This window comes from Paenibacillus sp. GSMTC-2017 (assembly GCF_016019935.1).
Taxonomy (GTDB): domain Bacteria; phylum Bacillota; class Bacilli; order Paenibacillales; family Paenibacillaceae; genus Pristimantibacillus.
On the sequence record NZ_JAECMT010000004.1, the window covers coordinates 218142 to 242406 of the forward strand.

Annotated in this window: 27 protein-coding genes and 1 pseudogene; 14 read left to right on the forward strand and 14 right to left on the reverse strand. The window is 42.7% G+C overall.

Annotated elements, in window-relative coordinates; translation table 11 throughout:
* Positions 1-109 precede the first annotated feature (109 nt).
* Complete coding sequence (locus I6N90_RS25115) at positions 110-244, reverse strand: hypothetical protein (protein WP_269669517.1); 135 nt, start codon at positions 242-244, stop codon at positions 110-112.
* 261 nt (positions 245-505) lie between these two features.
* Here I6N90_RS25115 and I6N90_RS16955 point away from each other — a divergent pair, with 261 nt between their 5' ends.
* From I6N90_RS16955 to I6N90_RS16965, 3 genes are read left to right on the forward strand one after another with little or no spacing between them, the layout of a single operon-like run.
* Positions 506-2467: a putative thiazole-containing bacteriocin maturation protein gene (locus I6N90_RS16955; protein WP_197936812.1), complete on the forward strand. Its 1962-nt coding sequence runs from the start codon at positions 506-508 to the stop codon at positions 2465-2467.
* Positions 2464-4407 carry a TOMM precursor leader peptide-binding protein gene (locus I6N90_RS16960; protein ID WP_197936813.1) on the forward strand — a complete coding sequence of 648 codons (1944 nt, stop codon included), beginning with the start codon at positions 2464-2466 and terminating at the stop codon, positions 4405-4407. Before I6N90_RS16955 ends, I6N90_RS16960 begins: the two co-directional genes overlap by 4 nt.
* Positions 4408-4429: 22 nt before the next feature.
* Positions 4430-6001, forward strand: a complete 1572-nt coding sequence (locus tag I6N90_RS16965) for a SagB family peptide dehydrogenase (RefSeq protein WP_197936814.1) — start codon at positions 4430-4432, stop codon at positions 5999-6001.
* Positions 6002-6233: 232 nt separating this feature from the next.
* Here I6N90_RS16965 and I6N90_RS16970 read toward each other — a convergent pair whose 3' ends face one another.
* The 4 genes from I6N90_RS16970 to ku are packed head-to-tail and all read right to left on the reverse strand — an operon-like array spanning position 6234 to position 8330.
* Positions 6234-6437, reverse strand: coding sequence for a hypothetical protein (locus I6N90_RS16970; protein WP_197936815.1), 204 nt, complete (start codon positions 6435-6437; stop codon positions 6234-6236).
* Between the two features lie 2 nt (positions 6438-6439).
* Positions 6440-6607, reverse strand: a complete 168-nt coding sequence (locus I6N90_RS16975; protein WP_197936816.1) for a hypothetical protein — start codon at positions 6605-6607, stop codon at positions 6440-6442.
* Positions 6604-7479: an ATP-dependent DNA ligase gene (locus tag I6N90_RS16980; protein ID WP_232243122.1), complete on the reverse strand. Its 876-nt coding sequence runs from the start codon at positions 7477-7479 to the stop codon at positions 6604-6606. Before I6N90_RS16980 ends, I6N90_RS16975 begins: the two co-directional genes overlap by 4 nt.
* The gene (gene ku / locus I6N90_RS16985) at positions 7479-8330 is read right to left on the reverse strand and encodes a non-homologous end joining protein Ku (protein WP_197936818.1); all 852 of its coding nucleotides are present in this window, start codon (positions 8328-8330) and stop codon (positions 7479-7481) included. Before ku ends, I6N90_RS16980 begins: the two co-directional genes overlap by 1 nt.
* Before the next feature lie 114 nt (positions 8331-8444).
* On the opposite strand from ku, the pseudogene I6N90_RS16990 reads away from it, so the two are divergent.
* Positions 8445-8786 (forward strand): annotated as a pseudogene (locus tag I6N90_RS16990) (SDR family NAD(P)-dependent oxidoreductase); the annotation flags it as partial.
* A complete protein-coding gene (locus I6N90_RS16995; protein ID WP_197936819.1) occupies positions 8761-9216 on the forward strand; it encodes an SRPBCC family protein in 456 nt (151 codons plus the stop codon). The pseudogene I6N90_RS16990 and the gene I6N90_RS16995, both read left to right, overlap by 26 nt.
* Positions 9217-9296: 80 nt before the next feature.
* On the opposite strand, the gene I6N90_RS17000 is transcribed toward I6N90_RS16995, so the two are convergent.
* Genes I6N90_RS17000 through I6N90_RS17015 form a run of 4 tightly spaced genes read right to left on the reverse strand, consistent with a single transcriptional unit; the run spans position 9297 to position 12410 of the window.
* Complete coding sequence (locus tag I6N90_RS17000) at positions 9297-9863, reverse strand: NADPH-dependent FMN reductase (protein ID WP_197936820.1); 567 nt, start codon at positions 9861-9863, stop codon at positions 9297-9299.
* 12 nt (positions 9864-9875) lie between these two features.
* Positions 9876-10934 carry an LLM class flavin-dependent oxidoreductase gene (locus I6N90_RS17005; protein ID WP_197936821.1) on the reverse strand — a complete coding sequence of 353 codons (1059 nt, stop codon included), beginning with the start codon at positions 10932-10934 and terminating at the stop codon, positions 9876-9878.
* Positions 10935-10972: 38 nt separating this feature from the next.
* Positions 10973-11914, reverse strand: coding sequence for a ring-cleaving dioxygenase (locus I6N90_RS17010; RefSeq protein ID WP_197936822.1), 942 nt, complete (start codon positions 11912-11914; stop codon positions 10973-10975).
* Between the two features lie 52 nt (positions 11915-11966).
* Positions 11967-12410: a MarR family winged helix-turn-helix transcriptional regulator gene (locus I6N90_RS17015; RefSeq protein WP_197936823.1), complete on the reverse strand. Its 444-nt coding sequence runs from the start codon at positions 12408-12410 to the stop codon at positions 11967-11969.
* 270 nt (positions 12411-12680) lie between these two features.
* Here I6N90_RS17015 and I6N90_RS17020 point away from each other — a divergent pair, with 270 nt between their 5' ends.
* Positions 12681-13409 (forward strand): YceI family protein, encoded by a 729-nt coding sequence (locus I6N90_RS17020; RefSeq protein WP_232243072.1) that lies wholly within the window; start codon positions 12681-12683, stop codon positions 13407-13409.
* A 108-nt stretch (positions 13410-13517) separates the two neighbouring features.
* On the opposite strand, the gene I6N90_RS17025 is transcribed toward I6N90_RS17020, so the two are convergent.
* Positions 13518-14225 carry a diphthine--ammonia ligase gene (locus tag I6N90_RS17025; RefSeq protein WP_197936825.1) on the reverse strand — a complete coding sequence of 236 codons (708 nt, stop codon included), beginning with the start codon at positions 14223-14225 and terminating at the stop codon, positions 13518-13520.
* A 103-nt stretch (positions 14226-14328) separates the two neighbouring features.
* Between I6N90_RS17025 and I6N90_RS17030 the strand changes: the two genes are divergently transcribed.
* A complete protein-coding gene (locus I6N90_RS17030; protein WP_197936826.1) occupies positions 14329-14850 on the forward strand; it encodes a hypothetical protein in 522 nt (173 codons plus the stop codon).
* A 67-nt stretch (positions 14851-14917) separates the two neighbouring features.
* On the opposite strand, the gene I6N90_RS17035 is transcribed toward I6N90_RS17030, so the two are convergent.
* On the reverse strand, positions 14918-15469 hold the full coding sequence (locus I6N90_RS17035) for a helix-turn-helix domain-containing protein (RefSeq protein ID WP_197936827.1): 552 nt from the start codon (positions 15467-15469) through the stop codon (positions 14918-14920).
* Between the two features lie 149 nt (positions 15470-15618).
* On the opposite strand from I6N90_RS17035, the gene I6N90_RS17040 reads away from it, so the two are divergent.
* The 3 genes from I6N90_RS17040 to I6N90_RS17050 are packed head-to-tail and all read left to right on the forward strand — an operon-like array spanning position 15619 to position 17482.
* Positions 15619-16023 (forward strand): DoxX family protein, encoded by a 405-nt coding sequence (locus I6N90_RS17040; RefSeq protein WP_197936828.1) that lies wholly within the window; start codon positions 15619-15621, stop codon positions 16021-16023.
* A 20-nt stretch (positions 16024-16043) separates the two neighbouring features.
* Entirely contained in the window at positions 16044-16703 is a 660-nt protein-coding gene (locus I6N90_RS17045; RefSeq protein ID WP_197936829.1) for an alpha/beta hydrolase, read from the forward strand.
* 8 nt (positions 16704-16711) lie between these two features.
* Positions 16712-17482 (forward strand): DODA-type extradiol aromatic ring-opening family dioxygenase, encoded by a 771-nt coding sequence (locus tag I6N90_RS17050; protein ID WP_197936830.1) that lies wholly within the window; start codon positions 16712-16714, stop codon positions 17480-17482.
* A gap of 85 nt (positions 17483-17567) precedes the next feature.
* On the opposite strand, the gene I6N90_RS17055 is transcribed toward I6N90_RS17050, so the two are convergent.
* Positions 17568-18248: an HTH domain-containing protein gene (locus I6N90_RS17055; protein WP_332262468.1), complete on the reverse strand. Its 681-nt coding sequence runs from the start codon at positions 18246-18248 to the stop codon at positions 17568-17570.
* 91 nt (positions 18249-18339) lie between these two features.
* Between I6N90_RS17055 and I6N90_RS17060 the strand changes: the two genes are divergently transcribed.
* Both I6N90_RS17060 and I6N90_RS17065 read left to right on the forward strand, forming a co-directional pair.
* The gene (locus I6N90_RS17060) at positions 18340-18816 is read left to right on the forward strand and encodes a GyrI-like domain-containing protein (protein ID WP_197936831.1); all 477 of its coding nucleotides are present in this window, start codon (positions 18340-18342) and stop codon (positions 18814-18816) included.
* A 93-nt stretch (positions 18817-18909) separates the two neighbouring features.
* Entirely contained in the window at positions 18910-20130 is a 1221-nt protein-coding gene (locus I6N90_RS17065) for a GNAT family N-acetyltransferase (protein WP_197936832.1), read from the forward strand.
* Between the two features lie 105 nt (positions 20131-20235).
* Here the strand turns inward: I6N90_RS17065 and I6N90_RS17070 are convergent, their stop codons facing one another.
* Positions 20236-21255, reverse strand: a complete 1020-nt coding sequence (locus I6N90_RS17070; RefSeq protein ID WP_197936833.1) for a hypothetical protein — start codon at positions 21253-21255, stop codon at positions 20236-20238.
* A 61-nt stretch (positions 21256-21316) separates the two neighbouring features.
* Positions 21317-21700, reverse strand: a complete 384-nt coding sequence (locus I6N90_RS17075) for a hypothetical protein (RefSeq protein WP_232243073.1) — start codon at positions 21698-21700, stop codon at positions 21317-21319.
* A 266-nt stretch (positions 21701-21966) separates the two neighbouring features.
* On the opposite strand from I6N90_RS17075, the gene I6N90_RS17080 reads away from it, so the two are divergent.
* On the forward strand, positions 21967-23115 hold the full coding sequence (locus I6N90_RS17080; protein WP_197936835.1) for a DUF418 domain-containing protein: 1149 nt from the start codon (positions 21967-21969) through the stop codon (positions 23113-23115).
* Positions 23116-23149: 34 nt separating this feature from the next.
* A complete protein-coding gene (locus tag I6N90_RS17085; protein ID WP_197936836.1) occupies positions 23150-24262 on the forward strand; it encodes a sensor histidine kinase in 1113 nt (370 codons plus the stop codon).
* Positions 24263-24265 lie beyond the last annotated feature (3 nt).

Here is a 24265-nt window from a genome sequence, read left to right on the forward strand (position 1 = left end):
AGGTTGGACAATGAATGATTTTAAAAAAGATTTAAACAAGTTGAATGTTTCTGAATTTCAGGCAAGCGAGGTAACACCTTGGAACGCTCAAAATCAGAACGATGGTCGATTATGTTTCGTATGTTTCAATTGTATTAATTGCTTCAACTGTATCAACTGTTTTAACTGTCAAAACTGCCATCGTTGCCACAACTGTCAAAACTGCCACAACTGCCATAATTGTCACAACTGCCACAACTGTCATGGAGGAGGCGGACATGGAGGAGGACATGGAGGAGGACACGGAGGAGGGCATGGAGGACGTTGAGGTAATATTTGCTCATAAACCAACGTTCTAGGTTTCAGACTTAAACAGTGGCTACTTAATGAGATGAGGAATGCCCCTGCCGGCACAATGCCCAGGGGCTTTTCCATGCCTATTTCCTTAAAGAATAAGACATGAGGGACAAATAGCAGTACATAAGATTACTTGTGAAGAGTTCGGTAGATCGGGAGGAGGAATCGAATGACAAATGTAGACCCTTCGATGCGACTGAAGGTGAATAGAGATACATTTTTTCTCCCTAATCCAAATGGGAGTGTGTACTTTCGAAATAATGTAAGTTCATTCCGTATGGAAGGAGCAACGATTGATAAGTGGATTGAGAATCTGATACCGATATTTAACGGGGAGCATAGTTTGGAGGATGTGGCAGAAGGATTATCGAACGAACAGCGGAACCAGGTGTATAGAATTGCAGAAATGTTGTATCGTAATGGGTTTGTAAAAGATGTGAGCCAAGACACTCCGCATCAATTGCCAGAAGAAATAATTAATAAGTATGCTTCGCAAATTGAATTTTTAAACCATTTTGGTCATTCTGGCGCGCACCGATTTCAGTCCTATCGTCAGACTAAAGTATTAGTAGTAGGTTCAGGCTCATTTTTGATTTCGGCAATATCTTCGCTACTTGTATCCGGATTGCCTACGTTTTCCGTGCTACTATCGGGCACTAAGCCGACAGATCGCAAGCGAATACTGGAACTTGCGGAGCATGCCCGTAAGACGGATCCCGAGGTGGCAGTAGAGGAGATTACGCTGCAAAAGGAAGGGGTTAGCCGCTTACGGGATGCTGTAGTGCCATTTGATTCGATATTGTTTGTATCGCAGGATGGGGATATCGAGGAGTTACAACTGCTTCATGAAGTTTGCAAGGAAGAGAAAAAAATGTTTCTGCCCGCTGTTTGTTTGCAACAGGTGGGTTTAGCGGGTCCATTAGTACATCCAGACGTTGAGGGATGCTGGCAATCGGCGTGGCGCAGTATACATGAATCCGCGATTTCTAAAGACCCTCAGCTGCATACCTTTTCTTCCACAGCGGGGGCGATGTTAGCGAATGTGATCGTGTTTGAATTGTTTAAGAAGATTACTGGCGCGAATGATTCGGAGCGGAGTAATCAATTGTTCCTGCTCAATCTGGAGACTTTGGAAGGGAGATGGCATGAGTTCATGCCCCACCCGCTTGTGACTAGACGTGCTGCAACGGAATGGAGCAACGAGTTGGAACTTCAGCTCAAAAGGGAATCAAAAAAAAGTGAGAATGGCTTGCTTCCTTACTTTAACCGTTTGACATCAGCAGTATCGGGTATTTTCCATAGTTGGGAGGAGGGGGACTTGAATCAGCTACCACTCTCTCAGTGCTTTGTACAGGTAGTTGACCCTTTATCTGAAGGGCCTGCAAGACTATTGCCGGGTATTGTTTGTAATGCAATGACGCATGAGCAAGCTAGGCGGGAAGCGGGGTTGGTCGGAATTGAGACCTATGTCTCGCGAATAGCGGATACACTCGTTTCGTCTCTTCCGCTGGATCAGGAGACAGTGGGTAATAGAATAGAACCGCAGGAATTTATAGGAGTCGGAGCGGGAGAAACCTTTCAGGAAGGCATTAGCCGAGGGCTAAAGAGGTGTTTGGCCGATTTGCTAGGTAAGCAACAGGCACTTCTGTTACCTCCTGTCTTTCGAGTCCAGTTGTCTGAAATAGAAGATAAACAGTGTCAGTTTTATGTACAGACGTTAACGACAATGAAAGGAACACCACGCATTGGCTTGGGGGAAAACGTGTGCGGATTCCCTGTCATGTGGGTCGGTACGAATGAGCGCTGGTATAGTAGTGTAGGTTTGAATGTGACTCTAGCATTGCGGGAGGCTTTGCAACAGGCTCTATTGGAGGCACAAAATCAACCAGAAAGCCTCATATCTCAAGTGTCGGAGGTTTCATCCGTACGTCTGTCAGAACAATTGCCGCTAAGTCTCGTTATCCCTTCATGTGAAGTGACGGCAACACGGGAAGTGTTGCAATCCGCCTTGCAGATCTTGGAACATAACCATAAGCGGCTATTGGTCTTTGATCTAGCAGTGGAACCATTCTTGAAAGAGGAAATAGCAGGGGTGTTTGGCGTGTTGCTGCGAGAGGAGGTGCCTAGGTGAGCGCTATCGTTATGATTGTGGGAGATGGGGTGCTCGCGGACTGCGTGTACGAGGAACTTTCAGCCCAATTCGAGGTTATACGTCAGCCCGATTTCGAGGCAGGGGTACCGGATTCGGTGAGTTTGGCGCTCGTGCTGCATGATGCTTGGTATCCTGGCGTTCATCAAAAGGCTGAAGAGCTGCTGCAGCCAGCCGGCATCCCTTGGCTGCGCGGCTTTGTTTCTTTTGGCGAGGGTGTAATCGGCCCTCTAGTTCGTCCGGGTACACGGGGGTGCTCTCAATGTGCAGACACGCGGCGCATTATGGCGGGACGCGAACGTAGAGAGATGCGGGAGTTACAGTGGAGACTGACAGCGCTCGAGAGAATACCGAGTGATGCTTGGGGGTCTCAAACGGGACTTTTACAGGTAGCTCGCCTTCTGGTAGTTGAGGCAGAGAGGATGTTGCAAGGCAAACGGGTTCATTCATCTGGGAATGTGTATTTAATCAACTTGAAATCACTTGAGAGCACACTTCACTTCTTTCTCCCTGACCCGCTATGTTCGGTTTGTAGTCGTTTGTCTGACGATTCATCGACAGGAGCCAACATTACGCTGCAACCGAGTCTGAAGATTAGCTCAGGCAGTTATCGTTCCCGCTCAATGGATGATCTGAAAAAAGTGCTGAACAAAGACTATTTGGATTACCGGACAGGCTTTTTGAATGGAAAGATGGTTGATCTAGATTCGCCATTTGCTGACGCTAGTGTGAATCTACCGTTGCTCTCAGAGGATGTAGGAGCGGCGGGTCGGACTCATTCCTATGCGGTGAGTGAGTTGACCGCCATTATGGAGGGATTGGAGCGGTACTGCGGTCTGGCACCCCGAGGTAAACGGACGGTAGTCCATGGCAGCTTCCGTGATCTGGAGGATCATGCGCTCGACCCCGTCACGCTAGGGGTGCACACGAAGGAACAGTATGCTCAGCCGTGGTTTCCGTTCAGAACATTTGATCCCGACGAGCCCATTCAATGGGTATGGGGCTATTCGTTTTTGAAAGAGCGCCCTATTCTAGTTCCGGAGCAGACCGCCTATTACAGCATGGGCCACGGACATGGATTCATGTTTGAGTCTTCTAACGGTTGCGCGTTAGGAGGAAGTTTGGAGGAGGCTATTTTTTACGGCATTTTGGAAGTGGTAGAGCGGGATTCATTCCTGATGACTTGGTATGCGCAGTTGCCTCTCCCACGACTTGACCCTTATTCCGCTAACGACCAAGAATTACGATTGATGCTCGATCGTTTGCGAGCTGTGGCGGGTTTTGATGTACATTTCTTTAATTCTACAATGGAGCACGGGATTCCAAGTATTTGGGCGGTAGCGAAAAATAGGAAACAAACGGGAGTGAATCTCATCTGTGCGGCTGGGGCTCATCCTGATCCTCTGCGGGCGATGAAAGGCGCGGTTCACGAGTTGGCGGGGATGGTACTGAATCTGGACAAAAAATATGAGACAAACCGGGAAGAGTATGTTCGGATGTTTCATGATTCCTCTTTGGTGCATCAGATGGAGGATCATTCATTGTTATACGGTTTGCCGCAGGCGCAGGATCGCTTGCAATTTCTGCTGGATGACAATCGTCCGCTCCGAACGTTTGAAGAGGAGTTCAAACAGGTGGCAAGGCATGCTGATCTCACGGATGATCTAAAAGATATTTTGAAAGAGCTCCGCAGATTGAATCTTGATGTGATCGTGGTGGATCTGACAGCGCCGGAAATTTCTAGAAATGGGCTCCATTGCGTGAAAGTACTGATCCCAGGGATGCTGCCGATGACATTCGGACATGACTTTACTCGCGTGGCAGGGTTGGAACGGGTATTTAGGGTGCCGGTTGAACTCGGGTATGCGAAGCAAGCACTGAGTCCAGATCATCTCAATCCATACCCGCACCCGTTTCCATAGGTACAAACCAGGAGGGAGAAGCATGAGGCTGGAAACATTTCTGCACAACTTACATTATGACATTGAGAAGACCAAACCACCGGATGTGGTAGTGGATTGGGAGGATGGGCCGCTTGCATATAAGCTCTACCGCGGTTTGCCAGTCGTTCCGTTATCTCCGGTAGTACCGCTGACGCTCATAGAGAATGAAGTACAAGTGTTGCCAGACCTTCATCGAATGGGTCATATTCTCTGGTATATATTCGGGCTCACACAATTGTGCCAGTCCATTCCTGCCTCGAATCCCATGGCACTAAACGTTGGCCCTCTCCAATTGTATCGGCGGTTTGTTCCCTCCGGGGGAGCATTATATCCGAATGAATTATACGTGTATCTGAAGCTAGATGATTTGCCTGCGGGGGTCTATCATTATGATGTGGCTCACCACCGCTTGGTGTTGCTGCGCGAAGGAAACTTCGATTCTTATTTGGCTCAGGCCTTAGGCAATCGCTGTGACGTATCGGCTTGCTTTGGTGCTGTGTTTGTATCGACTATGTTCTGGAAAAACTTTTTTAAATACAATAACTTTTCTTACCGCCTTCAAGGACTGGATGCAGGTGCATTGATGGGGCAGCTTTTGGAAGTGACGAAACGATGCGGCTTTGCGTCGGGCGTGCATTTCCAGTTTCTTGATCGAGCTATAAATCATCTCCTCGGATTATCTGATCAAGAGGAGAGTGTGTATGCAGTGATTCCGCTGTCAGTGGAGTCTGTGACTCCATGGTTTCCTGAGGGAGAGGGGGGCATCTCCGCCACTGAATTAGGCGGGAAGCTGACTACGATTCAACATGAACACTACGTCCGATCTCGAAGGGTCAAGGAATTTCCGATGCTAATCAAGATGAACGAAGCTTCCCAGTTGGAATCGATTGGGCAGTTACCGCGAATTTGGAGAGAGAAGATCGTTTACTCCGAGCTTCAAGCGATGGTTCTGCCCCGCGTGAAGCAGTTGTCGTATGACCTCGCGTCAGTAAGCCGAAACCGATTTTCACCGGATGGTGATTTTGTTATGGGTAAGGTAAGCCTTGAGCAGTTGGCCCAACTACTGCAGGAGGCAACGGCTTCTTTTAGGTATCGGAATGATTTGGATGGAGCACAAGAAAAAAACGTTTCTCGCGTTTCTTTGTACGTATGTTTGCATAACGTTGATGGCATTCCCGACGGTGCTTATCGCTATGACAGCGCTGTTCATATGTTGCGGCGGGTACGTCAAGGAGATCATCGGCTCAGGCTGCAAGAAGGGATGTCTTCCGACAATGTGAACCTCTTTCAAGTGCCGCTATGCTTTCATGTGGCAGGAGATAGGGATTATCTCACAACAGCATTAGGGTTTAGAGGATATCGTATTCAACAGATGGAAGCGGGTATGCTTGTGCAACGTCTACTATTGGCAGCATCTGCTATGGGGATGGGGGGGCATCCGCTCCTCGGATTTGATGCTAGCGTGTGTGATGATATCTATAAGATGACTTCGCAAGGCATAGCCACCCTGATCCAAATTCCAGTTGGACCGTATCGTGATTGCCCCCGACTGGTAGGAGGTTTGCATAGCTAGAAAAGGTAGGAGTTAGGGTTTGGTTCAGATTGTTTCGGAATGAGCTGGAACAAAGATAAAACAAAGATATCGTAAACGCGGGCTTGTGGGCATCTTTTGCTCCACAGGCTCTTTTAATTAAGCAACCCAACTAAATTCTAAATTGTAAACCTGTAAGATGGCTCCTGATGAATTCAGAAGCCATCTCATAACTGCATAAGACGAAAGGAATTTTTTAAACGCCCATATATTTTCAGTTTCTTTCTTCAATAAAAGCTTTCGCCTTATCTAACGTTTCTACGACCTCGCCAGCTTCGTACTCCAACCATTCAGTAGCGTCATCGGGTCCCATCTTACCGTTCATAACACTCCCGACAACAAGGTCTAATTCTTGAGATGTCTTATTGATTTCCGCTATAAGAGCCTCTTGCTCAGTCGGTTTATCATGTTTTGACATGTCTAAACTCCTTCTAAATCATCTATTTCATATTCTGAAATATGTTTAAACATTCCTTGGCTCATAAGTTTATTGAGAGTCCATTCAACTTCCACACTTCTGTTTTTAATTCTGTGGACTCTTCCAACTTTTTTATCACCGCGCAAGCGCACTAAGTCGCCTTCTCTCATTCTGCACCAAATCCAATCAATTTAGGTTGACGTAAAACTCCACCATCGGTAAACTCAAGTGCTGTAACACGGCAAGGGAATGAAACACCAAGCCAAGCAATTTCAGCTTTTTTCATCCCAGCCGAAAGGTTGGGGAAGGGACATTTTCCTGGATGATCCACCATAAATTGTGCCAGCACCTTTTTGGATTTAGCATCTATCCCTGCTACATGACCTATGTACTTGCCCTCATTACTTAAAACAAGGCTAGATACAAGCCCAGCTTTAAGTTTAATCCCTACAACGTCAGCGGTAATACGAACTTCTTTACGCTTTTTAAACCAGTACATGTGCTTTTTTGCCTCGACATAGGGGCTGTCTAAGCGCTTGGATATAATGCCCTCCCATTCACGCGTGTTAACCCAGTCCCATAAAGCAGGACCATCATACATAAGGTCAGTCACAAATAATCGAGGCATTTTAACAGGCAGTCTATTAGCAAGCCTTTCGAAGCGATCCTGAAAGGGAAGAGAGCGGATATCATCTCCATCGTCGTAAAGCATGTCAAACGCAACAAATATGAGGTTGTCATCAAACTTTTTACGGTTAACGCCAACTAAGACTCGTTTGAAGTTTGGTCGTATGCCATCAAAATAGGCTATTTCACCATCAAGGACACAAGCCCCAATTCGTAAAGGACTCAAAAGTTCAACAATTTCAGGGAAGCGGTCATTTCGTGGTTCTACACGTTTTGAAAAAATTTCTACACCGCCATTGCCATCCAACCTAACTAACGTCCTAACACCATCCCATTTGATTTGATATCCCCATTCTGGGCCTGTCGGGATATCGGTTGATGTGATTGGAGCCATTGGAATAGAAGGGAGCTGCATCACGATGCAGTATCCTTTGCCTTAGATGTAGGTTTCCGCTTTTTCTTTTTCGGTGCATCCGTTACCGTTGGCGCTTTTGTAGCATCGAGACTTGCTTGCAAAGCAGTCATTAGGTCTATCACATTTGATCGCCCTTCTGAGGCAGGAGCTGCAACAATATCGGTACTCTCATTAGCAATTTTTTGCTCAATTAACTGTGTTAATGCGATGCGATAGTCATCAGTGTATTTAGTAGGATCAAACTGCTCGCTAAGTTGTTCTACAAGTGCTTTTGCCATTAGCAGTTCTTTTTCGTTTACCAAAACGGTTTCAGAAGGAAGATTAGGGACTTGGGTAAGTGAGCGGATCTCATCGGGAAAGTGCATAGTCTCCAAACAAATGCAGTTCTCAACTACCCTTATTGCAGCAAGGCTGCTCTTGCTGCGAATGGATACTTTAGCTATGCCTATCTTGCCCGTTTGCTTAATTGCCTCAAGCAACAAGCTATATGCGCCAGCTCCTGCCATATCGGGGGAGAGATAATATGCCTTTTGAAAGTAGAGTGGATCTATTTCCTGCAGGTCCACAAAATCAAGGATTTTGATAGTTTTAGCTGACTCATCTTTAATCTCTTCTAATTCATCATTATTGACGATTACGAATTTGTCTTTTTCATACTCAAACCCTTTTACTATTTCGTCCGGACTAATTTCTTTATCACAATGCCGACAGGTCTTTGCGTAATTTATAGGCATGCCACAATCTTTATGTAAGCTGCGGAAACTGATGTCTTTATCTTCAACTGCCGTAAACATTTTGACCGGTACATGTACTAATCCAAAGCTAATTGCGCCTTTCCATACGGTATGCATAGCTCACACCTCATTCATTTCTTTTTATTAAGATGTTTCTTGGTTAGTTGTTTTATCCATTGATACAATAAAACGATTCATTGGATATTAATTTAACTAAAAGGTGCTTCAAACTCCTCCTTATATGGTGCAAGCAAAGGAGCCGTTCGCATTATGACGAAGGATGTTGCAATGGAAGTTGCACAAGATCAAATTCGTGTTAACTCCATTCATCCCGGCGTCATCGAAACGTCGATGGGAAATCAAGTAGCTTCTGGTTTTAATGCAACTACTGATCAAATAGCAAGCAGCATTCCATTGAAGCGTTTAGGTACGCCTGAAGATGTAGCCTATCTTGTCGTGTTCCTTGCTTCAGATGAATCGTGGATCGTATTACAAATAGTAAAAAGGGTAGATTATATAAAAGCAATTTCAACGGGGGGTAAGTATCGTGAAACAATGGTCAAGAGCAATTGAGATAAATGCTCCAATTGAACAGGTATGGTCATACTTAGATGGTTCGTTAGAACAGATGCAAAAGATTATGCCTCAAGTGATAGAGAATGAACCGATCAAAATAACGAAAGACTTTGTCGGCAGTGTATATCGTCAAAAGTATAAAGAAGGCAAACGAATCGAGGAATATGACGTCCATACGCTAGAATATTCAAATAATCTGGATGATAAGAAAGTGAAGATCGGATTCACACTGGCAAACACCTTTGAGATTACAGCTTTATATGAATTGCATCGGATTAATGGTCAGCAAACAAAGCTTACATACACAGCAACCAATAAACCTTTAAAGTGGTATGTGAAGCTGTTTATGATATTTGCGACGGAGAAGGTTGTTGTTGAATTTCTAGAGAAGGTAAAAAAGGTTGCTGAATCAGAGTCTCAATTATAAATCTCCGAAATACATAAGTTAAAATGAAGAGCGCTTGCCTACTAGGCAGCGCTCTAATTCTGTTTCTTAGCAAATAATGATTAAAAGTCGTATTCCGCATCTTTTGCTTCACGAATCTTGACATATGCATCGACGAGCATGACGGTATCTTCTACTAAACGCTCTATACGGAAGAGAACATCATCATTTACAATTTCTTTTCGCAGGAAATCTTTTTCTTCGATAAATACGAAAGTTTGTACAATATGCGCCTTCATATATGCGAGGATCGGCTTTAATTGCTGCTCTACCATCAAATAATGTTTAGCGGTGCCAGCAGTAACTAGCATACTGACCACTTTGTCGCGGAAAGCATTCACGGGCAATAAGTCAAAAATATTTTTTAAAGTCGCTGGAATAGACGCCTGAAATACTGGTGTTCCGATAATGATAGCATCCGCTGACATGATTGTTTCTGTGACGAATTTTGTATCGCCCTCATAGTCCGAATAGTTTCGACCGTCACTAAAAACCATGTTATATTCAGCTAGGTCAAGTAATGTAATTTCTGCATCGGGATATTTTTTACGTGTCGCACTCAGTGTATAATTCATTGCTGTACGCGTTTTAGAGCCTACGTTAGAACCGGAGATACCAACAATTTTCACCCTAATCACTCCTTATTTATTGGCAGTATGTTTCTTAATGGCAGGCATAATTTGTGTTGCAATCAACTCAATATTTTTAGCGATTTTATCGAAGGGAACTCCGCCAAAGTCGATCTGTGCCATAAAGCGCTGATGACCATACAACTCGTATTGGTAAAGCATCTTTTCAATGAGTTGTTGCGGGCTGCCAATCATTAACGCATCACGGTAATCGACAGATTGTGCGAATTGTTGCTTCGGATAGCCGCCACCGCGTAGAGCTTGCATACCCGAATTAGCGTGTGGATAATATTCACGAAGCGCATCCTGTGAATTTTCTGCTGTATAGAGCAAGCTTGTAGTTGCGATTGGCAATTCATTGGGATCAAATCCAGTTAGTGCTGCTGCTTCTCTGTACGCATCAACTGAAGCTTTGAAGCTAATTGCAGGCCCCCCAAGTGTTGTGAGCATCATTGGTACTCCAGCGTATCCAGCCTTAATCGCGCTAGCTGGAGGTCCACCAACCGCACGCCATATAGGCATGTGGCCGTTTTGAGGCTGCGGCAAAATTTCTGCTTGACTCAGCGGTGCACGGAATTGACCTTCCCACGTCACCTTGTCTTCGTTGTTTAGCTTCATCAGAAGCTCCAATTTTTCTTCAAATAATTCCTCATAATCACGTACATCATAGCCGAGCAAGCTATAAGCTCCAACACGTGAACCACGACCAGCGACAATTTCAGCACGTCCTTTAGAAATTAAATCAATGGTAGAGAAGTCCTCATAGACGCGAACGGGATCGGATGTGCTTAACACCGTTGCAGAGCTGGCGATTTTAATTTTTTTTGTAGCTTGAGCAATAGCCCCTAATATGACCGTATGCGCCTGGGTTGTAAAATGAGTTTGATGACTTTCACCAACTGCGAATACATCAAGTCCTGCTTCTTCGGCTAGCTTGCTAGCCTCAATTAATTCTTGAATACGCTGTTCAGCACTAATCATCGATCCTGTATGCGGATTAGGCAAATGATCGCCAATCGAATATAAGCCGAATTCGAGACCTTTTTCTTTTTGAATACGATACTTTTCCATGTTCACTCTCTCCTTCTTATCATGATGAGATTTATAAATTAATCGAGCGGTACGAGATTCGCTTCAATCTCTGCACGTTGTTTCTCCAAAAATGGCGGCAAGTCCAATGCTTTACCTAGTTCGTCGACTGTTGAATCAGCTGTGAATCCAGGACCATCTGTCGCTATTTCAAATAAAATACCGTTTGACTCACGGAAGTATAAGCTTTGGAAGTAATAACGATCTATAATGCCAGATGTGTGGTAGCCGCGTTTCTTCACTGCCTCATCCCAATAGCGAAGCTCGTCAATATCTTTAACGCGGATTGCCAAATGATGAACGCTTCCTTTACCGGGTTTCTCACTCGGTCCATCTTCTTGTTTGATGACAATTTCACCAAATGATTGCCCAGCAACCGATTGAAAGATCGCTTCTTTATCAGAGCGAGAAACTTCTGCATATCCGAAAACATCCTTCAGCGTTCCCGCTAATCGATCCAGGTTCTGCACCGTTATTTCAACTGTGCCGATTCCTAATATACGATGTTTTTGCCGGACTTCAGAATCTTCCCATGCTGACCAGTTATCAGGAATATCTTCGCCGTTATTATTTAGCAAAATCATTCGTAGCCCTTCCTGATCTTCAAAATGTAAAGCGTCTCGTCCCGCGTAGGTTGTCATTTCACCGTGCAAGACATCTAATAACTGAAACCGGTTTTTCCAATACACCAAGCTATCAAATGAGGGGACAAGTAAACCAATTCCAGTAATAGCATTTGTGCCACGAACAGTACTGCCTGCACGAGGCATTTCAAAAAAGGAAAGCTCCGTTCCAGCGCTGCCTGTTAAATCTCCGTAAAACAAGTGGTACATACTTGGGTTGTCTTGGTTAACCGTCTTTTTCACTCTGCGAAGCCCTAATACTTTTTTGTAAAAATGATTATTGAGTTGAGCATTTTTTGTAAGCATTGAGATATGGTGATGTCCTGGTATGGTATACATTGTTGTTCCTCCCTTTATAAGTTGACTAGTCAAGTGATAGTGTAAAAAAATACTACTGGGGCGGTATTTCTTTTTTCTGGCTATGTTTATGCAGTCGTGTCATTAGTGTATATAGTATCTTTTGTTCTTCTTCATTTAATACATCATCAAAAAATGATGTTTGAAATGCCATCTGTTCAGGCAGTGCTTGTTCTAAAATAGATTCAGCTTTCTCTGTAAGGCTGATCGTTTTCGTTTTCCAATCTTGCTTTCGTACAATATAACGTTCTTTTTCAAGACGTGCGAGCATACGCGAAATACCGCCTTGCGTAACCGTCACTTTTTTGGCTAATTCCATTTGTGTGAGCGGTTGATGAACGTGAATTTGCAGCAATACTTCAAATTGAGCAGTCGTTAAGTCAAAACGTTTTAGAAAGGTATCAGACATTCCATTGCTTTGGCTCGTAAAACGCATTAAACGTAACCAGATTAACGATCCTAATGTATTGTTACGCATTGCGTTTTCCTCCCCCGTGTTTAAGTATATTATCACTTTACTACTCAATTGATAAAAAAGCAAGTAGCATTGCCCATGTAAAATTTACAATCAGCAATGACCGCCGAATCAGAGGTTAAAATATAGAAGTTTACAATTATAAGAAAAAAATTGAAAAAGCATACAATTTTTAAGGTTCCTTAAAGGTTTCTATTTTATGATACTAATATGAAACGGCAATAACGCGCCTAGTAGTTGCAAAGGGACGCTAGCCGTAAGAATGGGAGGATTATGATGAAAAGAAATCAAGTTGTTGTGGGAGCAGCCCTTTTAGTCATACTGATTGGAATTGGCTCTTATCTATTTATTAGTAATAGCTTAGGCAACAAGGTTGAGATTGAGTCAGTTATGGCGACAGAAGAAGGTGGAACGGCAACCGAGGGAGCAAGCGCTTCTCCAAACGCAGAATCTCAAGTAAACGAAGCATTGTCAGCCGATCAAATGAATGGTGTATGGAACATTGCTGACGAATCTAAAGTATATTGGTCGGTAACGACTTCAAAAGAAACGGTTAACTTTGTCAATGAAGAAGTAACAGGCCAGTGGACGGTGGATATTAATGAAGAGGCGGCGATGACCGGAAAAGGGGCTGTCGATATGAATGGACTCAGTTCTGGCAATGAACAACGCGATAGCCATGTGAAGGAACGCCCCGACCTTCTGGAAACAAGCCAATATCCGGAAGCGACATTTGTGGCAAAATCATTTTCGCCACTACCTGAGACATGGACGGAAGGAACATCTGTACCTCTTACGATGACAGGTACGCTCTCTGTAAAAGGTCTAGAGAAGGAAGTCATATTTGAATCAGAAGCTATGTATAAAGGGGGACAACTCCTCTTATCCGGCAAGACAACGGTCGCTTTCAGCGATTTTGGTATGAAGAGTCCTCATACTATCGTTCTAGAAGCTGAAAATGACCTTTCGGTTCAGTTGGAACTCGTACTTAACAAAACATAATTATTTGATAGTGTAGAAAAGGGCAAACTATTTGCCCTTTTTTGTTATGTGAGAGCAGCTTCAGACGACAAAAAACTGCCTTGAAGGAGTGAACCTTTCACGTTATGATCATGTACCAGAAGAAGCCGCCATATCTAACTCTAGTGGCAAGAAGGAATAGTCCCCATTCCTAAGGATTTCACATTTACGAACTGGAATCGGATTTGCGAAAATAGGCCCATCGATAACCGTCGTATGAAACTCACCGCCTTCTCCGCAGGGGTCAATACCACGGTCTTCAAGCTCCTTCACATAGTCAAGGGTTAACGTACGACCTAAATCTTTTTCCTTCATCCCGAGTGAGCGATTTACAGTGACAAGTATCGTTGTGAATCCTAGCTGGATAAACTCCTCGACAGCTTCACGATGATCCATCTCCCATAGCGGCATTCCAAGCGTGAGCCCAGCTTTTTTCGTTACTTCATCATGCCAGCACCCATGAGCAGGCATATCCAAGTCTCCTGTAACTAATACTTCAGCCCCTTGGTTTTTAGCGTTTTTCAACAGGCCAACGAAGTTTTCCTCGTAATCCGCCCAGCTCGAAGCAGCCGAATATAACGGCAAACCGATGGATTCCGCTTGAGCTTGTATCAACTCTGGAGGCATGCCATGTGATCGAGATCGTTTGCCTTCCTCTTCGAGCATGACGATGAGTCCAAGGGGTTCTCCAACTTGCATTGCTTTATATAAGGCTAGAGTACTGTCCTTCCCTCCGCTGAATGAGGCAATAAACTTGTGCCCGCTCGCACCATTTTTCCAATTTGGACTATCTGTCATTTCAATCGATCTCCCTTATTGATTCTCGTGATCATTGTATCATTCTTCTCAATTATTTGGCATTATAGAAGAACTAAAACAGTATCAAGACAGGGGAATTGTTATGGATACGATATATGTTCATGTTCGACATTGGTTATTTTGGTATGGTGTTTATGGCTTTACTGATAAGAGCTGCAATGATGAAATAACCCTTTATTCTGATAAGGAGAAAAATAATTTTGTGGCGTATTTTGAACTATCAACCAAGCTATCGCTTATTAATCTATTAAAATATGATCTCGATATAATAGGAGATGAGCAAGAATATATTAATGAAATCGAAAACTTCTTGAATAGTAAGAAAGAATTTGATTTCAGTTATATTTACCCTAGAGATGAAGAGGATTTATCTGATCAGGTAGAACATTTTGCTCCAACTAATGAAAAAGGACATAAACCTACTTATATTGATATGTGGACAAAACTTTCCGAACGTTGGGATGTGGCTGAGATTGAGAAAACTGTGAAATTACTTGCAAATCACTTTTTACAAGTAGATGTAAAAAATGTTGAGTTCTTAGAAATCCCAACGTACGAAGAGACAAAGTTATGTTACGAAGAATATTACGCACCTTACATATAAACGATTATGCATAGCAACAGCACAACAAACAACACCTTCTACTAGGGGGTGTTGTTTGTTTATTTGTCTACAGAAAATCCTGTGTCTGTTCGCTTTCCGTGTAGATAGAAATAAGAACGATCGCAGTTTCTTCCCCTATATTTCTGACCAAATGGGGGGTGCAGGCATTCCAGCTGAAGGAATCACCCTCTCCAAATTCAGCATTATCTTCCCCTTGCTCTGCGTAGATTCTTCCTTTCATGACGAAATGAACTTCTTCACCTTCATGGGCGTGCGGAACATTGCCTGTTGAACCGCCAGGGGGAAGCTCGACGATCATCATCCTTACGTTTTTTGTAGAGCTTAGATGCTCCACCTTCAAATCTTCCGTACCACTTTTCGTGATTCGTCGTTCATCTTTGCGGACAATATTCATGCGTTCTTCTTGTTGCAGCAGCAAGTAAGCTAAAGGAACCTTTAGAGATTTAGCAATACTTTCAAGTGTGGCTATGGATGGCGAAGTTTTATTGGTTTCGACCTGGCTCATAAAACCTTGGGATAAGCCCGTTTCTTCGCAGATTTGGGCGATAGTAATGTTTTTGCGTTTACGAATTGCCCGTATTGTAGAGCCAATATTCATTCCGTCTTCACCTCACAAAATATTTGTAATACGAATGATTAATTAATAATAACAATATTTTTGTTGACATGCTACATCGTTGGGATTTATATTAGTAATACGAAATAAACATTTCTATAACTTATAAATAGAGAGGGAGAGAAAAGGAAATGACTAAAGTATCAGTAGTAACAACGATAATGCGTGTGGTGTTGGGGGTATTATTTTTAGCCCATGGTATTAGTAAATTGCAGATGGGTCTAGGGAATGTAGAGGGTTGGTTCAGCTCGATAGGTGTTCCAGGCGTATTGGCTTATGTTGTAGCAGTTCTTGAACTGGTTGGAGGAATTATGCTGATTATCGGTTTCTTAACTCGTTATGTATCGGCGGCATTTGTTGTGATGCTCATTGGTGCGGTCTTTACAGCAAAGCTTTCAGCAGGGTTGCTTGGAAGCAACGGATCGGCTGGGTATGAGATGGATTTAACTTTTATGCTAATAGCACTTTACCTCATTGTTGCTGATCGTTCGCCAGTATCACTTGATCACATTTTATTTAAAAAACGCAGCGCATAATGTAATGGAGGGCTATTCCTATGAACCCAAATTATCACTATGACATTCAACTGCCGGCTCATATGGACCCAGGCAAACGATACAGAGCAATCTTTACCCTTCACGGAAAAGGATCTAACGAAAAAAATATGTTTAGTTTAGTTGCGCCTGTCTCCGATGAGTTTATTATTGTCGGCATTCGCGGTGATCTTACATTAGGTGCAGGTTATCAATATTATGAATTGAAAAGCTTAGGCAATCCTATTCGAGAAATGTTCGATCAAGCGGTTAAGCAACTGGAAGCATTTATTCATTATGCGACAGAGAAGTATCCCATTGATGAGACAAAACGTTATTTGCTCGGATTCAGCCAAGGTGCAATCTTGTCCATGACGCTTGCCCTTACGATGGGGGATCAATTGAAAGGTATTGTTGCGTTGAACGGGTATGTACCTGCGTTTGTGAAAACAGAGTATGCCTTGAAGAGTGTACAAGAGGTTTCGGTGTTTATTTCACATGGACAATTCGACTCTGTTTTTCCGATTGAGATCGGGCAAGAGACGGCGGCTTATTTTGAAAATCTAACAGATCGCTTAACTTTCAAGTCTTATCCAACAGATCATGGCGTCTCCGAGCAGAATCAACAAGATTTCGTGAGTTTTCTTACCAAGGATGCCGATGTGCATTCATATAAGGAGTGAATGAGGATATGATGCCATCTTATTTTTTCGCGCATGGTGCACCATCCATTGTTTTGGAACATAATAAATACACCGATTTTGTCAAAAACTTTGCTGCGAGTACACCTAAGCCTAAAGCAATCGTACTATTTTCGGCACACTGGGAACAAACTTCGCAGTCCATCAGTGCAGTTGATACGTATGAGACGATTTACGATTTCTCAGGTTTCCAAGATGAATTATATCAGTTGACCTATCCGGCAAAAGGGGAACGTTCGATTACCGACCACATACATTCATTGTTTTCTAAGCATGGTATAGAGAGTGTATTGGACGAACAAAGGGGACTCGACCACGGTGCATGGGCAGTTCTCAAATTGCTCTACCCTGATGCAGATATTCCGGTAGTAGCTTTATCCGTAAACCGATACTTATCGAATGAGCAGCAGTATCAAATAGGGAAAGCGTTGGCCGAGCTCAGGGAACAAGATGTTCTTATTATTGGGAGTGGCGGGACCGTTCATAACTTGCGGAGATTGAATTGGCAGGGAGAAGGTAACGATGAGTGGGCAGAATCGTTCGACAACTGGCTGCAAAACAAGTTAAAAACATGGGATGTTGAAGCGCTGTTCAACTATAGAGAGTTAGCTCCTTATGCAGCGGAAGCTGTCCCTACGAATGAACACTTTATTCCTTTGTTGCTTGCAATGGGGGCGGGAGATAAAAACCGCCAAGCGGAATTGCTTCATCAAAGTTATCAATTCGGCAACTTAAGTTTAAGCTGCTGGCAATTTAACTAAAATAGAAATAGGGAAGATGTCCCCAGAGCAGACGTGACGATCTATGCTGGGGATATCTTTTTTGACTACATAGCCCACTCTCGCATTACTTTAACGGAATATGCATCGATAACTCGTTTAGATGATTACCTTTGAATACTTCGAGTGTGTAGGCTGTAGGATCGTGATCCAGCCCCTGTTTACGCAATTTGTCGAGGAGGAAAAAATAAGTATCATCTATTTCGGCCCGACTCGTCTCACCTGAATGATTGTAAACGACATATTCACGTGGTGGTAACGTTATATTCACCATATCTTGTGGAAGCAACTTTGGAGTTGTAACTTCGATTCCAGCGATATAGTGGTATATATGACTTCTGCTCAAAGAAACACCAATACGATATTCTGTATTTACTGGATTAATAATTTCATTTGCTCTGCTAGTTAACTCTTCCCACAATAATGGAATACGAACTTTAGCCATATAGACCGCGGTAAAGGGGGCTTTAAATTCAAACCCAACTACAGTTGTCATAGGTTTGATGACTCTTTTGAAGGAGCCGGTGCCTTTATTTTGAGAGAAGCTTTTTAATATACTGTATCCCCCGTGCTTTCCAACCTCCGCATATAAAGGAACACCCATACCACTTAGTTCTTGCACGTATCTAAGCATCGTTCGATAAGACACATGAAATTCTTCTGCAAGTTCATTAACAGTAAACGTCTTTTTTTCGTATATTCGAGCCATCACTTCATGCAGCCGCTGCGTCTTAGTCAACTTTTTCACCTGCTTCAATTATACTCTGACAGATTCTGTCACATTTCTATTGTAAAATAGAAAATATAAACGTAGCCATACTTATTTCGGAGGCGATTCTATGGAACAGAGGAATGAATCTGTACTAGTCACTAAAGAGTCATTTAGAGCAGTTGGCCTGAAATGGTCGGGAACTTTCGCCGAGGCAGGCGCTGGACGTATTCGAGTTGTACAGGAGGAAATGCAGGCTCGGTTTAACGAGATTAAGCATGTTCTGAACCCAGAGATACTGTTAGGGTTGTCTTATCAAGACGATGAGGTTGGGTTTACCCATTATTCGGTTGTTGAAGTTGCTGAAATTGAGGATGTACCAAAAGGAATGAAGTCAATTACAGTTCCAGCACTAACCTATGCGAAATGTGAACACACTAAAGGGCAGACCATTGATATTTCCTACAACAATATTTATGCGTGGATCGAAAGCCAAGATTATCGGCCTTGTGATGATGATGTCACTCATGTTGAACGATATCCGATGCATCAGGACCCGTATACAAAAGATCCTGAATTTACAATTATGATACCTGTAAAAAAGTGATGTGACTCTATACGTTCTGATTGCTCTCATTTGTTTGCTCCACTATAGAGTGATAAAATACCAGTTATGTTTGAATAATTGGAGGTCATACTTATGAGTCGACGGAAATTGCATGACAGACTCAAACTAAAAAAGATCGAACCTGAACATGGTGAGCAATTCAATAACTTGTTGCGGTATGTGTTTCAAGTCACTAATCGTGACCTACAAACCTTTGGCTGGGAAAATCGTGAGATTACATTGTCCAAGCTACCGATTCTTCAATATGCCGATGTGCAGGGATGGTTTGATGGTGATAAGCTTATTTCTCAGCTCGCTGTATACCCGTTTCAAGTAAACATTTATGGTCGTATTTATGAGATGGGGGGACTGACAGGGGTCGGAACCTATCCCGAATATGCTAATTTGGGGCTAATGAACAGATTGATGCTTTTTGCACTAAGCAAAATGCGAGAGCGGAAACAATCGATTTCTTATTTATATCCGTATTCGATTCCTTATTACAGACGCAAGGGCTGGGAAATTATTTCGAATAAAATATCTTTCGAAGTACCAGATACGCAGCTGCCGAAGCTGAAAAATGTATCTGGTCATGTCGAGCGAGTAACGATAGAGCATCCAGATATTAAATCGATATATGAGCAATTTGCCAAACTACATCATGGGGCGATGCTGCGTAATGAACTCGCTTGGGAAGAGTATTTGCGGTGGGACTTAGATGATATGACTGTAGCGATTTATTATGATAATAACGATGTTCCTACGGGATATTTGCTATATTGGATTGCGGAAGAAATTTTTCAAATGAAAGAAATGATTTTCATTAATGAAGAAGCTCGGACGGGGCTATGGAACTTCGTTAGCGCGCATTTCTCAATGGTTACGATGGTCAAAGGGGATATTTACAAGGATGAACCTCTTGCCTTCATCATAGACGATGGCGATATTAAAGAAACAATCGCTCCGTACTATATGGCACGAATTGTGGATATCGTATTATTTATTGAGCAATATCCGTTTCTAAATCAGGAGAAGGAGATTCGTCTCGTCCTCAACGTGCATGATCCAATGCTAGAATGGAATCAAGGAACCTTCACCCTAACAGTAGATGCAGACGGAAAAGGAACGATAAAGCACGGAGGGGCAGCGCCCTCAGTAACAATAGATATTCCTACACTAACGACGATGTTAATGGGATACAAACGACCAACCTACTTGGCGAAAATAGGACGTATGCAGGCGGATGAAGCTTCTATTCGTATACTAGAACAGTTAATCCATCAGGAGCGTCCATACTTCTCTGATTATTTCTGAGAATAAAAGGATCAGGTAAATGTATCAACACATGATCACTTCAGTCGCCAAATAAGAGGCCCCATAAAAAACCTCCTCGCCCCCACTTAGAAGCGAGGAGGTTTATTATGGGGTTGTCTTCATTTTAGGGGAGTTAACAGCAACAGGGAGTTGCCCATCAAGCGGAATAGTGATCGAATAGAGCTGGATTGGTTCCAAGCTGTTTCCGGTTTGTAAAGTGACAGGTAACTCTAGCATTTCTTTCTCTTTGATTTCCCAAAATATTTCTGGTTCGTTTTCACTTAGAAAAACAGGTTGATGATTTTGAAACAGAACTGTAGCATACCGCCCCGGAAGCCCGGCACCTCGGAGTATGAAGGGAGATGTTTGGTCAGCTGGTAAAGAGATTAACGCTTGTTGGCTAAATGTAAGTTCTTCCGTCTCTGGAGTCAGTGCGATACTTACTTTTTTAGCATTATAGAATCCCGTGAATGAGTCTGGAATCGGTTTAGTTTTCGTAAAATGAAATAATGTCTGCACGTTCTTGTCTGCTTCGGGAAAAATGATGGGCTTTCTCAGGGATAGGGTGAAAAAGTCTATATGCGGCGTTCGATCTCCGGGGAGCTCATTCATCTTGTGAATCATAACAATAAACAGAGTTCGCTCTGGGGCTGAAGAATCTTTGGCTTCGAAGGAGATCGGAACATTGCGGACTGATTTGGCAGGCATCTTATCCGAGTATACATACATGGTATCTCCGGCATCGTCTACCTGATATGGCTGCAGTTTACCGTCCACAAACAGATAAAATCCAACTCGATCCGATTCATCCGTAGCGTTTGTCATTGAAACAACCATCTTAACTTTGTCATCCTTTGCTATAATTGGCTCAGCTTCGACGAACTTTCCATTCCAATCATATAGACGCAATCCATATCCTTGCAGCATCTTTGGATCTTGTGGCACATTCCGTTTAGTCGTATCAGAGATTTTATGCTGGAAATCACTTATGTCTGTCAACCCAGCTGGAGCAGTGGTAGTTGATGTTGTTTTCACTTGTCTATCTTGCGTCAGCAGAACATACACAAGAAGGACACAGCCGATAACGATGGCATAACCTGCTAATTTAATTACGTATGTTTTCATAGGCCTCCTAAAGGGCAGTCCCTGTAGGCTCATCAGGGACAGGGACTGCAATCATGAATGGTTAAAACGATGTAAAAGCGCTAGCTGTCCAAGTGCCATAGCCTACAGGAGAATAATAGTGGTAACTATATGCATTAGTGCCGAGACTAACATTGATACTTGCTTGTGCTACTCCATTAAATGGTTCATAATCGGAAACAGTCGTCACGGTCTGTTGCCAACCAGTTGACGTCCATATAGAGTGATAAACGGTAAGATCGACGCCAATCGGTCCAACGTCATTAACACCTGTTTGAGCAAAAGCATCACCGCCGAAAGCAGATAAGGATGCATACACCCTCTCGTTATTGCTTGCAAAACCGCCTACATCTTGATAACCGGCTGTTGCCACGGAAGCAAAGAATGTTGAAAGAAGAACTAATACCGCTATTTTCATTTTCATCATTAATCCATCCTTTCTATTTTAAAAATAAACAAGCCCAACCAGATGATACTATATTATTATAATATTTGTAAGTGCTTACAACCCCTTTTGTATAACTTTTTGTAAATTTGGCAACCAGCAGTTCAGACTGCAATAGCATGAGGAGGAGCTTGATAGTTGTATCATGTGACACTGTCATACCAAATCTCTGACTGCTGTGAATATCGATCGTTTTCAATTTCCTTTATTATGAAGTTATGAACAAAATGAAGGGAATGGTGTGAAGGATGAAAGGGAATAGCAGCAGATTGCGATTGCTCGATATTTTAAGAGGCTTTGCCGTTATGGGAACGCTCGGGACGAATATTTGGATATTTGCTCATATGGGCGATATAAATGAGATGTTCTCCTCTAACGGGATACAGTGGTGGGAGTCCATTCAACAATTTATTAAAGTGTTTGTCCTATTTTTGATCAATGGAAAAATGCTCGGTTTGCTCACCATTATGTTCGGCGTCGGGCTTGAGATGAAGTACCAACAGACGTTAAGGAAGGGTAATACATGGCCAGGTATTTATATATGGACATCTATTATTCTAATGACGGAAGGCCTAATTCATTTCATCATAGTGATGGAGTACGATATTTTGATGAGTTATGGTGTGACGGCAATTATTGTTGCTTTTATTATAAGAGGCGGAGATCGTGCAATTAAAAGAACAATGAAAATTGTCGGTGGACTGCATGGTGCTGTGATGTTGCTTCTTTTATCGTTTGGTGTTTATCTTGCTGTGACGGGTGGACAGTTAACCTTAGGCGATATGAAAGAATCAATATTGCTATACAAGGAAGGCAGTTGGCTACAGCAGGTACAATATCGTTTAGATAACTTTATATTTTTGCGGTCGGAAGCGATCTTCGTCATCCCAATGAATATTTTTCTGTTTTTACTAGGTGTGCGTTTAATGAGATCAGGATACTTTTCTCCGGATGCTGATGGTCGGCAGAAACGGAAGAAATTGTTGAACCTCGGGCTAGGTATAGGTATTCCTCTAAATTTACTTATTTTCATACCTGGTGGAGGTTTTGATTTGCCGATGCGCTATTTATTTGCGCCGATACTTGCTCTTGGCTATATTGGATTAATAGCTAAGCTAGTTGAATCAAGTGAAAAACTTTCGTTGTGGAACAGATTCGAACAGGTTGGTAAAATGTCATTAAGCTCTTATGTTATACAAAATGTACTTTGTTCCGTTATTTTCTATGGATGGGGCGTTGGCATAGGAGGTCACCTTAATCCGCTTACGATCATAGCTGTTTGGTTACTATTATGTTGTTTCCAAATGATGTTTGCTTTCATATGGTTGAAACGATTCAGGTTTGGACCAATGGAGTCAGCGAGAAGGTTTACTTCGAATCTTTTCAGTAGAACTTAAATTCATTCATTATCGGCTAAGGTGTGTATATGCGATGCTAAAGAAATTATATCCTGCAGACCAAATTGAAAGATATCTTCTCATAGATATTTTTATTATTATTTCGTTTGTATATTTATTGTTATTTGTAGAAGACGCTGTCCATTTTGGAGTTAGAATTTCATTCGTTCTGTTGTTTCTTGTGATGTTTTACCTTGGACTTTGGTATCGAGATTGGCGTTTGCTTGTATCTAGCCTTACTAGCAGTTTACTGCTGGTGGGGCTTGCTGTTTTTGCTGGTAACTGGGTGCTCCTGTACGGATTTGTGTTTGCTGATATGCTTGGCAGAGCTAATCGGAGGGCAACGATAATCACTGGAATAATTGGCATATGTGGCATGTTCCTTTTATACAGTTGGCTAGATGAAGGGAACCCGTTCGCGATTTTTTCTACTTGGGGTTTTCCGATAATGGTCGCGCAACTGGCAATGCCAATCGTTGTGTATGCAAGAGAAAGAGCTACTCTCTTGAAAGAAAAGCTTGCTATCGCTAATGCACAGCTTGAACGCTATATTCAAGAAGAGGAACGGAGTCGAATCGCAAGGGATCTGCATGATACGCTTGGACAGACGCTTACAATGATCAAATTAAAAAGTGAACTGACACTCCGCCTAGTAGAGAAAAATCCAGAGAAGGCGAAGCATGAGCTACATGATATTTTGAACACATCGAGGCAAGCATTGAAACAAGTAAGAGAGCTCGTCTCCGACATGAAATTTGTTTCCCTTAAGAAGGAAATAGAATTGTCACATCACATTTTGCATAAGGCTGGCATTTCATTAGGTGTGACAGATAGCGGATTAATGATTCCATTATCTAATGTTGCTGAGACGATGGCGGCACTTTCCGTTAGAGAAGCTGTTACCAACATTATTAAACATAGTGAAGCTAGTAGGTGTTCGATAACACATGAAATAGAATTTGATTATTATTGTATCCGAGTGAGCGATAACGGAAATGGTAACCTGGGTCAAGGTGTGGGGAATGGCCTACAGTCTATAAAAGAAAGAATGACGATGTTGCAAGGTGAAGTGGATTTGTCGGGGGAGCCTGATAAAGGAACGGTTATTACACTAAAGGTTCCATTGCAAAGTAAAGGGAGGGTGTAATCA